The sequence below is a fragment of the Psychrobacter sp. TPE 89C genome (assembly GCF_055522395.1).
Window position 1 is genome coordinate 1 of the sequence record NZ_JBVFXW010000064.1, and the last position, 13,036, is coordinate 13,036.

Annotated in this window: 5 protein-coding genes and 1 tRNA gene; 3 read left to right on the top strand and 3 right to left on the bottom strand. The window is 42.3% G+C overall.

The features are described 5' to 3' along the window. From ACZW67_RS13180 to ACZW67_RS13190, 3 genes are all read right to left on the bottom strand, one after another. Positions 1-1,562 (bottom strand): ATP-dependent DNA helicase (locus ACZW67_RS13180; protein WP_465183626.1); only part of this gene is annotated, 1,562 nt, incomplete at its 3' end. A gap of 74 nt (positions 1,563-1,636) precedes the next feature. Continuing rightward, a complete protein-coding gene (locus tag ACZW67_RS13185; RefSeq protein ID WP_465183627.1) occupies positions 1,637-6,157 on the bottom strand; it encodes a UvrD-helicase domain-containing protein in 4,521 nt (1,506 codons plus the stop codon). 65 nt (positions 6,158-6,222) lie between these two features. Beyond that, positions 6,223-10,704: an exodeoxyribonuclease V subunit gamma gene (locus ACZW67_RS13190; protein WP_465183628.1), complete on the bottom strand. Its 4,482-nt coding sequence runs from the start codon at positions 10,702-10,704 to the stop codon at positions 6,223-6,225. Positions 10,705-11,165: 461 nt separating this feature from the next. On the opposite strand from ACZW67_RS13190, the gene ACZW67_RS13195 reads away from it, so the two are divergent. The 3 genes from ACZW67_RS13195 (at position 11,166) to ACZW67_RS13205 (ending at position 12,724) form a co-directional block, all read left to right on the top strand. Further along, the gene (locus tag ACZW67_RS13195) at positions 11,166-11,693 is read left to right on the top strand and encodes a hypothetical protein (protein WP_465183629.1); all 528 of its coding nucleotides are present in this window, start codon (positions 11,166-11,168) and stop codon (positions 11,691-11,693) included. Positions 11,694-11,765: 72 nt separating this feature from the next. Then, positions 11,766-12,575 (top strand): hypothetical protein, encoded by an 810-nt coding sequence (locus tag ACZW67_RS13200; protein WP_465183630.1) that lies wholly within the window; start codon positions 11,766-11,768, stop codon positions 12,573-12,575. 73 nt (positions 12,576-12,648) lie between these two features. Further along, a tRNA-Arg gene (locus ACZW67_RS13205) sits at positions 12,649-12,724 on the top strand. Positions 12,725-13,036 lie beyond the last annotated feature (312 nt).

The following is a 13,036-nucleotide window of genomic DNA, read 5'->3' on the forward strand; positions in this document are numbered from 1 at the left end:
TTTTTATTGCTTAGGCTATTTTTTTCTTTATTATTTAATATAGACTCCGCTTGCAGCGTATTTACATATTGAAAGCTCAATGCTTTATCTTGTTTTAACAACTTCCAGATGGCTTGCGTATCTACCTCTGCTTTATTAATTTGAGAGGCCAGCTTGCCGATACCTGAATCAGCGCTAAATCGGCGGCTTTCGGTTAGCTCTACATGAATGGCTTGTAGTCGTGGAATACGACAGAGATCAGCCAGTACAGCCCCTGCATCTACCGCTGCTAACTGATTCGCATCGCCTAATAATATCAGCCTTGCACCCGGTTTTACCGCACTCACAAGATAATTGGCCAACTCAACCCCGAGCATCGATGCTTCATCAACGATGATAATATCTTCCCCTAATGGGTTATCCGCATTGTAACGAGGCCTGCCTGTTCGGCCGATACCTAGCAGACGATGAATGGTTTTTGCTTCTTGCAACTGTAGCTCAACATTTGCTGCATCTAAAGCCGCCTGGAGAGACTCTTGCATTCGCTGGGCGGCCTTACCAGTCGGTGCGGCCAATGCCAAACTGGCACTGTCCGTACTGAACCGAATATGTTCAGCCCCATCTCCCCCACTCTCTGTCGCTTGTTGCAGCGCAATGACCAATTGAGCCACAGTATATGTTTTACCTGTACCTGGGCCGCCAGTAATAATACTAAACGCATTATTATTAGCGACATTGATTGCCTTCACTTGGTGCTCATGAAGGTTTTCAGGTATTGCTATCTGTAGAGGACTTACTTGCTGATTTAAGATATTGTTGATATTTTTTGCCAAATTAAACTCTGCTTGCCAAGCACGGTGTAACCAAAAGGTTAGTGATATTTTCGTCTCATTATCTGTTTCGATTCTTTGTAGTTGGTATATGATAGGTTTATTTTTACTTAGGCTATTCTGATATTTATTATTATCACTATTCGCATCAACATTAGCAAATAAAGTATTCTCATGAATTAACTGAATAAAAGTCATTAAGTCCGTATTTTTTAGGTGTTGGTATAGCATAACTATCGTATCAAACCGTTTGACCACCATTTCTCTTTCATGGTTGCTGAGTGCTAGCTGCGCCCATAGCTGAGCTCGTTTACTAAACAAAGTATCTAATGAGCCAAATAATGACAGCTCAATTGAAGAGTCGTCTTCTGACGGCGTATCTATTTGAGCGTCCATCAATGCGAGTATTGGCGTTGCCATCATCTCTAATAAGTTCTGCTGCCACGCATATAGTGCGACCAACTCACCATTAATTTGACCTTGTAGCGGCGTGTCATGCTCTGCTGCCTCAATGGTCAATACGGTATGGCCCTCTTCCAAATGAGTGGCCAACATAACGAATAAAGCCGTAAATAAGCCATTATCCTCTGTCTTACCGAAATGTTTACTCTCATCAGCCTCTACCTTTATATCTGCCGCATCATACGCCACATGCGTCTGTTGACGACGCAGCAAGATATAATCGCTAATGTTACTGGCCCAGCTCTCTTGTAAGCTGATGGCTGACTTACTTTTATTATTATTATTACTCATCGTATATTTATCTCTTTTTAATCTGATTAACTGCTATAACGATTTTTATCTATCTAATTGCTATGTAATGTTTATTAATCTGGTAGGCCAAACAATGCATCTAGACCTTTAATAAAGGCAATGGGTATATCCCAAGTAACCAGTCCATAACAATTACTATCGCTCAAGTTATCGTGGTTAGACTGAACACTATCTTGCGATATAGACGTAGTATCTGCCTGAGCATTTGGGTCATAGACACCTCTCAAAAACACGTACTCTACAGCGCCTAAGTACTTATCTTCGTTACCCGTATAATCACTGATTCTCATGGCAAGGAATCGATGTAATGCCACTTGGTAAATCGCTGCTTGTAACCAATACCCTGCTTTGGACATTGCTTGCTTTAGCGTATTTTCATTATAATCGCTTAGGCTATCTCCTAAAAAGTTACTCTTATAATCAACCACATAATACTTGCCAGCATGCTCATACACTAAGTCAATCTCACCACGCAAATAACGATACAGATGCGCTTTGTTTTGTGGAACTAGAGTGACATGTTTATCTGTCTCATCAGGTAAATACTGTTGAAAAAGCTTACTAATATCCTGTGCTTTAAAATTCTCTGACAATCCCATGTTGAACTCTAACTCGGCAAATCGCTTACCTTTATTAAGAGATATCAAAGGTTGATTAGAAGATAGTAATGGCGCATGTAGCACTTCTTCAATCCAATTGATTAACGCCTCATGCTTCGTTGTATCTATTGACTCAAGATCAAACCCATCACTATTTCTTTGTTTTTTGCCTTGGGATCTGCGGCTCTGCTGTTCCGCACTGCTATATATCAGCGGCAATTGATAGCTACTAATCGCTCTATCAATAACCTGAGGCCACTGAGCCTTATTGGTAAAGTCTATTTGTTCAAATATCTCATGCAAAAACGTACCAGCATTGGCACCTTTTACAAAGGTAAAGCGGATATCATCTTCTAACTTGAGGCTTAGTTCACTGTCTTGTTCGAGAGACTCGTCGTTATTAAGTAAAGAGATATTCGAAACTGCAGACTCTGTCATATCAATGTCTATCGCATCATCAATACGCTCATCCACTATCGCCATTGCTTGTGTAGATTCATCTAGCTGACGCGCTAAGGCGGTAAAACTGGTCTTGGCCCAGCCATAAAAATAATTGGTTTTCATCACCTCTGCAAAGGGCGCGTACTCAATAGCCTCTGTTGTAGGCTTATGAGCACTTGATTTGGTTGCGGCTAGCTGAGCACTGTCATTTACGCCTGCTGAGTTAGCATTGTTGTTTGCGTAATTATTGTCATAAAACTCATTAACCTTATGCCCTCTGAGCATGCCTATGGTACCTTTGAGTCTATCAGGTAATTCAAACTTTGCTTCTGGCGATTCAAACCAATAAAACACTGGCTTTAGCTCGAACCCTGTCTTGTTACTCGGATCTCGTAACACAACATAAAGCTGCTCACTGGCCCGAGTAAACGCCACATAACCAAGCCGTCTTATCTCATCGAAACCTTCTTGTGTTTCGATATCAGTATAGTAACCCTCGACAGTGTCAGAGCCTTGTAATGGTGAGAAGCGGCGCTGATTACCCGATTGATTATCTGTCGACTGCTGTACTAACATTGAGGGCGCTTGTTGCGCGTTATATAGATACAGCCCATAGTCTTCCTTATTCCCAGACTTCCTACTGGCATCACCCATTCCTAATACATAGACAATAGGAAACTCAAGCCCTTTTGACTTATGAATGGTCATTAGCTGTACGCCAGACTCTGTCGGTAGTGGATATTGCTTAGCCCAATCACTGTTGGGCGCTGCATCTATATGCTGCCTGAACCAAGCTAATAGCTCATGCTCACCCATGCCTAGACCATACTGCGCCAAGATGTCCATCACATGACGCAAGTCCATGATATAACGGTCACCTTCTGGATGAGCAGCTAGGGCTTGCCAAACTCCTTGCGGCTGCACAGGGCTTTTATCTAATAAATAATGTAGCGCCGATAATATGCCAAAGTGCTGCCAACGCTGTGCACCTTCTTTCAAATAGGTAATAAAGTCTTGATAGCTTTTTTTAGTATCAGTAGCTTCATTAGTTAAGAAGTCTTTCGAATTAGAATGGTTTGAATGGGCGCTTGGCGTACGGCTACCCTCGGTAATGCCTGACTCATGATCCGTCATCATGGCTTTGATGTTTTTGATACTCAGTCCATATAGGTGGCTGGTTAACACCCGATTAATCATGTCATGACGATACGGATATAGCATGGCACTCAACAATGCCGCTACATCTTCTGCCATAATAGTCTCAAATATGCTGACATCACTGGTGGTCAAGGTCGGCACATTGAGTTTTACTAGCTCATCTTCAACGCGTTTTAAGTCCTTTTTGGCGCGTGCCAGCACCCCAATATCACTCGGCTGAATCGGCTTACCTTTTAGCGTTTGTCCACTGCTAAGCAAAGTGGTTATATGGCGTGCTGTGATTTCATGCTCATCGTACTCAAGTTCTTTATCTCTGTCATAAGGCAGGTGCAATAGGCTTACTGGCTGAGCAGAAAGCACCTCTGTCACCAGTACATCATGCAGCCTATCTGACGCATTAAACCAAGACAGCTCATATTCCGGTTTTGCCGCTTTGATATGTTGGTAATGAATCCCAGTACCCAGCTGCGACAGCTTATTCTCAGCAGTTGTTGCATCAGCCATACCAAACCAGCAGTTCAATGCGTTAATCACACCCGCATTTGAACGGCGATTGATATCAAGTGTCCAAAGGGCGCTTTTATTAAACTGGGCTTTCATATAGTTGTAGTTGGCCACATCACCGCCACGAAACCCATAAATAGCCTGTTTGGGATCACCAACCAATAGCAGAAACTCATGATTGGCTTTTTTAGTGGTTGCTTGCTTGTCACTGTCCGACTGTTTACGTTTATTCTTTGGCAAATAAATGCTTTCAATCATAATGGCTTGCTCGCCATTGATATCTTGCGACTCGTCAATCAACGCCACTGGATAATGATGACGAATATAACGCGCCAGCTTATCTCCTTGGCGACCAGTTAGCGCTTGGTTTAGGCGTACCATTTGCAGACTAAAAGTCGTCTCCCCACGCTCTTCTAAAATAACTGGCAGTCTATTACGCACAGCAAGCACAATATGACGGTTAAGATTGGCCAATACCAACAATATATACTGATTTAAACTGTCTAGCATATCTAAGAGAACCATTAACTTACTAATGGTTTCTAGCTCAAAAAGCGTCTGATGCTCTTTTTCTTTATTCTTATTAAAGTTCTTAATTTTGCCATCTTCATCTGGATATCTGGCATCTTGCAATGATGTCAAAATCTTATTCTCGCTCTCATTTAAATAACTATTAAATGTCAGCTGATACTCTGATATCTTTTGATGCACTTCAATAATGGCATTAAACTGTTTGGTTAAATTAGAACCACCACGAAATCCTTGAGACTTTCTATAATCAGGATTTAAGTAAGGCTGGATATCTGCTAAATCTAACTGAGAAAAATCATTGATTAGCTTTTCGTATGCATCAAAGTCAAAGCTTTTCTCATGCCTTACCTCATCAATCGGCGCAGAGATAAAGTTGAGCGAGCGAGTCACATATTTCTTATGATCGCCAACCGCAGTCAGCTTACCTTGCTGATCCATTAGCGCGTAAATTTTAGGCTCTTCATAGTATAAGCGGCTCTGAAATTGACGTAGCTCATCATGGATAATGCTGTCAGTCACCTGTTCAATACTGCTGTCTTCAATAATTCCCATGCCCTGCTGGTGACCAGTTTCGCTGCTGTACTCCGTCAGCCATTTTTGCGCCAAGCTATCAAGCGTGCCTACAAATAGCTTATCCAATGTGGTGAGTACCAGTGCCGTACGCCTGATAGCTTCCGCCATTGGGTAACTGTACACGTGATCTAGCAAATAACCGACGAGATGCAAGTTGATAGGATCTTGCATGATGCCGTCTAAGCGTACATATTTAGCCTGATTAACCAGCCAATCTTCACGGTCTTTCTTTGCTTGTTTACGTTTCTCTGCCGCCGCTTGCTTATCAGCAGCAAGGTCTTGATTTAACTCGTTAATGCATGTCTCAATGTTTGCGCCTACGTCTGAATTATTGCCTACTTGTGCGTCTTTATTACCCTCAGGCATGACTTGTAGTATATTGGGATAGAGACTCTCTTTATTGCTAGTATCAGCACTTAGGCTATTGACCCATTGTAATAACTGATAAAAATCTACCAAACGATCATGGATACGCTGACGCATTTCGGCAGCGGCCGCTCGAGTAAAGGTCGTGGCGATGATTTGCTCTGGTGCACGTCGTGCTTCAATCAGTAGACGCAGTACGATGCCAGTCAGCGTCCAAGTCTTACCCGTACCGGCTGATGCTTCAATTAGGTGCTTGCCCGTTAGGTCAACATCGACTGCTGGTATGACATCATTTTTACGTTCAGGCACAGCAGATAAAGGCAGCTCATCTGAATATTCATCAAATAAATTCAGTTGTGTAGACAAGTCAATGATATTGGTTGGATCGCTAAGGTCTGTCATATGGGCGCATACTTTTAATTATTATCTATTGGAGCAAGAGAGTAAAAAGAAACCATTCTAAATGATTAGCCATCTAAGTTAGTTAACGCATTAAACATCGGCGCGTATAATGGCTGGGCTAATGTAGTCAACGCTGATGATAACGCCTTAAACGCATCTTGGTCACGTAGCACGTACTGCCAAATAGCATGCTGCGAGCAAGTATCGTATACCGTATCTGAGTTATAGTTAGGTCTTAACCAGTCGGAGAAGTCGGCCCGTTTTGGCCAGTAGCTATTACCGTCATCTTCTTCAGGTTTTAGATACTTATCAAGGTAATTAAGTGCATATTCTGGTAATAACGTAATGGGCACTTGACCCGTTAATTTGCCAAAAACAGCCCATTTTATCAGCTCAATTACTGCATCTTCATACACAATCGGGCTCAGTTTAAATGCGATGACCTTGTCATACTTTTTGACTTGTGAGCTAGGCTTATTAAAGCGCCAAATACTCACTCCATCATTTAATACCACTTGCTCGGCAGTGGTACGTCTGGCCACTTGCCAATACAAATGTGATAACCAAAACTTGAGTAAATGCCTAGGACTGGCAGAATTGGGCAATATGTTTAACCACTGCTTAGGTGATTGCTGAGCATAAGGTACACTCGCCTGAATAATTGATATGTGGGCTAATATTGGTACTGAGCCTTTGATCTTAATGATTTTCGGCAGCAGCTTAAGCAGTGTTTCTATACCCTCTATATCTGTCTGGTCTTTTGAATCATTATCTGTGTTATTCAGTATATTTTTTAGCTCTATCTGAACAGGATATTCGGCGGTTGGGGTCAGTAGCTGTAATACACTGCTGATATCTGCCGTACTCTCGTTGAGAATACTGCTTTCGTCAAAGCCATTAGCAATTAACTGCTCTTTAAACTCTAAACATTGCTGTTGTAGCTTCTTTTGTTGATTGGGTAGCGTGGTTTGGCGAGCAACACCAGCGGGCATAATTTTTTGATACATCAGGATTGGCGTAGTGGTCTCAGCCACTGCATTACTATCATCCTTCTTAGTCTCATCAGTAACCAACTGTTTAATCAAATGGTCTTTGATTTGATAGGTAGTTAAACTGTTTAGAAATAGCGGCTCTTGATGCGAAAGTGCTTCTTCACCTTGTACCACATGCACCTTTTGAGACCGTAAGAACGCTTTGGCAGGATGGCGTACTTGATAAGCCAACACCCCTTCAATATCTATCTCACCAACATTAAATATGCTATCAGATAGCGCCTCTGTCATGCTATTGACATCGCTAGCATCAACAGCTGTATCTAGCGCCAACAGTTCAACCAATGCAGACAAGGTTTGGTTGTCTACTTGACCTAGCTGACCCAAACCTTGGCCAAGCACCTGAGCGATTGACTCATACTGTGCCTTTGTGGGTAAGCCGACCAGTTGCCTGTGCTCACTAGACACTCGCCCTTTCAATGTGTCAAACACCGCTTGCCAAAGCGGCGCAGGCGGAAACTGTTTTTTCTGAGCCAGTTTGGTTTTGCGCATGGCTGTATTTAATAAAGTATCCAGCTCATCAATCATATCGACAGGGCTGGTATCCTGAGCATTGATATTAACGTTGGCATTAGCATTGCCATCAATATCAGGAGATGCTTGCTCAAAAACATCAGTGCCTTCAATTTCTGTCTCAAACAGACTCTCATGAAAAGGCAGTGCAGGATGCTCAGTCACTAGCCACTGCTTAATCAATTTAGGTAAGTAACGCTTGAGACTCTCGGTGGTGGGATCAATATTCTCAGGTAATGTCTCAAGCGAGTTCACCTGCCACTGCACCTCACCTTGCAAGAACTGCAATAGCTCGCTCACTGGGTTGGCTGGCAGATGCTCATGAGTGTCCGTCAAGCTTTGACCGTTATAGAACATCCAGCATGCACTGCGCGCGCACAGTAGCGCATCTAAAAATGCGCCATTGTCATCATCTTCACTAACTCTGTCACCGCGGCGTGCATTGGTCGCTTTCATCAAATCATAGCGGTTGTCACGATCACGCCCAGGAAACTCAGAGAGATCCATATTGAGCATCACCACCAGCTCAAATGGCACGTTTCTTAGTGCACCAAATCGACCAAAGGTAATCACACCCGTTGGCTCCGCACTGACCTGCTGACTTTCAAGCTCGTTTTCGATACTGTCTAGCATAAAGCTCAGCTTGAGCGGCAACTGCTCCACACCTGCCAGCCTCTGCTCTACTTCTCTGTTGTCGACATCACCACTAGCGTACTGCCTATAGTGACGATTGGCTCGCAGACTAGACTTAAAACCATTCATTGCGTTGTAAATGGCGCGCATAGTACGCGTTTGGTCCACATCGCCAAAGTAGCGATGGATAACTTGTGTCTCAATCTGATCGAGCCAGTCTTCCGCTTTCATTTTTTGTGTATGGTCATCACGACGTGCAACCAAGCCAGTATAAATGCGGCAAAGCGCTTCAACGATCAGCGCATCATTTAGGCTCACTTGTGGTAGTGGCAAGGTCATTTCTGGCAACGCAGTGCTTGGCCATTCATCCTCATCTAAAGGATACAAGCAATCACTCAACTCAGCCTCTGGCATGACCAAACCTAAGGTCAATCTGTCTAACGCTTGCGCAAAGCTAAAGCGATAGTCGTAATCATTACTATCCAAAGTTTGTTTAAGATGCAACTCGTCAAAACCGCGAATAAAGCCCGCCTCTACCAACAAGTCACAACCACAGCTCATTTGTTCATGAGTCAGCCCAAAACTTTCAAATAAAGGCGGTAACATGAGCCAGTCTAAGACTTCATCTGCTTCAAAACGAGCACTATGACTACCTAATAGTTTATAAAAACCAATAATGGCTTCCCATAACTGGCGAATATCGGCATCAACAACACCAGTCACTTTAGCAGGCAAAGTCAAACCGTCTTGACCCTTACCATTGACGAAAATAGAACCAATCAATGCATGATGACGCTCAACATCGGGTAGCAGCACAACAATATCAGAGATATGGCGTTTTTTCTCACCCAGATTGATAGGTTCGTTCAACCAGCGGCCAATCATGATACGCAACACTTCAAGCTGGCGCTGCAAACTATGACACGAATGAATGCTTAGGCTATTATCCTGCGAAGAGATTGCCCAAAAACGATCTATCTCAAAGCGCTTATTCTCTAACGCTTCATCTTCATACCAAGCCGTTTCTTGCTTCTCTTCATCAAAGCTCGGCTCTAGTTGCTTACTTACTGCTTGCGAGACTGTAGCAGCCGTTGCTTGCTGGGTCGATTGCTCATCCAGCATCAGCACATCGTTTTGCAAACGCTTTAACAAACTTGGACTATTTTGAGCGCTACTAGCATCATCGATATACTCAGCAGCAACCCCATGATTAGAACCAATATTCAGCGTATCATCAAAATTATCTTGCCATTCAACCAGTGCATCGTCGTATTGCTCATTACCCGACAAGTTGGCAAGCATGGCAAAAGCATCGCGCGACTGCTTGCCTAAACGTGATAGCAAACTGTGGCCGTAATCACGCAAAAACACACTTTCAGGATTGATAATCTGCTGACGCTGTAACCATGATTTATCAACGATATCTGCCCAAAACAGCTTTGATGGATTGTAATGCAATAGCGTGATATTCATGTATTGCGACAGGCGCTGTAGAAAGTCTAACTCGGTCTGTGGCAGTTGCTGGATAGTAAAAATACGCAGTATGGCTGGCAACTGGTCACGCTCATTCGCCTTGTTATTTTTTAAGGCTGACCAGAACGCACGCTCCAGTGCCACACGGTGTAGATGAACATCAGCAAATAAATGCGCCCACAAGAATCGTTGGGCAACTTCCAACTCAACATAATGCTCGACCAACCACTCAGGCGTGCCACGCGCATATTTATCAAAACGCAATGACAGTGCATCTTTATCTGCTATCAACTCATCTACATTCAGTGGCTCGTTGTGCGACCATAGTGCCAACCAATCCTCACGGTGGGTCAAATAGCGGTTAAACACCCTTGCCAAATCGCTTGCCAGCTGCCAAATACGGGCATCTTGTTGCGCCTTATCCTGTCGCACATTGTCTTGCTGAGCACTTGCTTGCGGTTCATCAATCAAAGATGCCAGTAATGGATGAACCGGATGTTTTTCATCTGTAACAATCGACTCTTGATAGTAAGTTAAGTACCCAAACAGTCGCCATTGCATCACCGTTGGTGACAACACCGCCACTTCCGGCACGTTTAGAGTTGTCGCTTCAGGGTTTTGCGCCAGTAAGTACGCATTATGGCGAGTCAATACATCTTGCATCAGCGTCCATTGATACTGACCCCAGAACTTAGTACGCACCAACGTACTAATACCAGCACGGCTGGCAATCGTCTTGTCCAACCAATCGCCCAATACCATTGACGGTACAATGACAATAAAAGGCTCAAATACAGGCTGATCCTTGGACTGGTATTGTATAAGCAGTTGATCTACAAGGTTTTCGGTGCGGTGCGATTGAATAATGGTAAACATAGACACTAATCTGATTGGAAGTATGGAAGCGCAAAACGAACGAATCTTGCTTGAAGGTCTTGAGGTATCTAAGGTATCTAAGGTATCTATCGTTTTAGCAAAAATTTAGCTAAAATAAACTTGTTATAATAGGGTCTGTTGAACAACACTGGTGAATCTATATTTCGTAGTCGTGGTCAACATTTGCTTCTGCTAACATTGCAGTTTTATATAGCGTAAAAATAACAATAATTGTCAATGATTATTGAGTCATAGAAATGATGGAAATACGCTGATGATCAGTGTGCCATTGATAGCTATAGTTTACTAGTATATATGCTAGCAGTACAATTGTTCACGACATTTAGTGTCGTTTTCAATCGAAATGTACAGATCAAAAAAGACTATCGTCGTTTTTGTTAAAATAACTGTTATAGTTTATATACCCTCAACCTTTTTTATCAGCGGGATAACGAAATATTATGCCCTTGCGTCCTATTGATGCCATTTTTGTTCACCCTAAGCGACGTTTGTACGTCGTTTACTATCGCGGTGAACTGTGGCAATTGCCACGTATGAAAATTGATGATAGATCATGGCAAAACAGACAACCTTATACTGATGACGGTAAATCGCTCTATCTCAGTATTCATCAAGCCATTAGCGACCCTATACTGGCACAAAAGCTTCGCACATTAAACTTGCCAGTCGCTGTACGCGGGAGCACGTTACCACGCTTTGAAGCATGGTGGGAAGCACATGGATTTAAGTGGCTGACAGAAAAACTTACCTCCGGCGAGTCGCCTTTGGCTGCGCACCAAACAACACCCGCAAGAACAACTGACCATCAATCTGCTTTGTCTTCAAACTCCCCTCCTATCCCATCAAATACAGAGAATCAGCTAAGTAGCGACAATAATGAGCAAAAAACAACGCTACCTTTAGAAACAGATATTTTTGCAGATATGCTCGCAGATTTAGCAGATGAAGTGTTACACCAAAAGCTCTAAAATATATTATAAATCCATCACAACTTTTTATTTAATCCCAACGTAAAACAATTAAAAAAAGAGCAGTCATACATGAAAGACTACAAACTGCTGCTAGCTGGGCTGATTTTACTACTACTCGTCATCTTCATTGCAATATTTGCTTGGTTGTATACCAGTAACCGTAAAAATACAGATCCTTTGCCAATCATGGCAAACAAAAATGAATCGACAGCTACCACTACTCAAGATGATGCAAATTCACTGAATGATAGTGCTGTATACTTGCAAGCGGAAAAAAGTCTACAGATACCTTTAGACGATATCATTGCTAGATTCGAGTCTCGATATCCCCACATACAGGTAGTGGCAAACTACGTCCCTGCAAGCGACATCCTAACTTTAGTAGATAACGACACTAGCAAGCCGTCAAAATTTGTATTTGATGTCGATATGATTATCGCTAATGATAGGTTATCGACAGAAAGACTCGCACCGTTACAAGCAGAGCTTAAAGCTGCTCAAGATAAAATCAAGCAAAGTAATACCCTTACCGACAGTGCAGATGAGCCCAGTAAAGAAAATCTATTTAGTCATGAAGATGAGGAAGATACTGATGGTAATATCAATATAGAAGCACGTACTCTGAATTCTTTTAGCTATGCGTTAAAAGATGAACAAACGCTTGAAGGGGTTATTTTGACAGATAACACGGCTGCTATTACTTTCCGCAACTTTTTACTCTCAAGCACAGGACAAGATATCTTAAAAGAATACGATTATTATAATATTGAAGGCTATAAAAACAGCGTCAATGATCTATTTAATCCAACATCACGTACACAACAAGTATCGGAAACTGGATCAACCAATGTCGCTGATGCCCTTAGCAATGGTGAATGAGCATAAATTGTCTTTTTTTATATTTTGTTGATTGCTTTTATGACTGCTTTTTCCTACAATGTCACTCCATAATGCGCCTATAGCTCAACAGGATAGAGCAGTTGCCTCCTAAGCGATCGATCCGAGTTCGAGTCTTGGTGGGCGCACCAGTTAAGATATTATTAGTAATGATTAAGCCCTTGTAAGCCTTGTGCTACAAGGGTTTTTTATTGTTTAGATTATTATAGTTGTCTTTATCTATCCGTTAAATAACGGTATTCGCCTTGATCCCTGCCGTCAAATCCGTACAATTAAACTTGGGGGATTTTAGTTACGTAATCTGACGATAATAATTATCCAAAGCATGCATATTAATATCCGACATTTTCGATCTAAATTGATGCCAAATATTAAAAGCCCTTCTAGCATGATTATGGATAACTAGAATATTCTTACTTAACACTAGAAACTTTTGAATTGGT

What these genes read in the sequence shown, in the direction of transcription:
- ACZW67_RS13200 (WP_465183630.1), top strand. Translation starts at nt 11,766, where the DNA reads ATGAAAGACTACAAACTGCTGCTAGCTGGGCTGATTTTACTACTACTC.
- ACZW67_RS13195 (WP_465183629.1), top strand. Translation starts at nt 11,166, where the DNA reads ATGCCCTTGCGTCCTATTGATGCCATTTTTGTTCACCCTAAGCGACGT.
- ACZW67_RS13185 (WP_465183627.1), bottom strand. Translation starts at nt 6,157, where the DNA reads ATGACAGACCTTAGCGATCCAACCAATATCATTGACTTGTCTACACAA.
- ACZW67_RS13190 (WP_465183628.1), bottom strand. Translation starts at nt 10,704, where the DNA reads ATGTTTACCATTATTCAATCGCACCGCACCGAAAACCTTGTAGATCAA.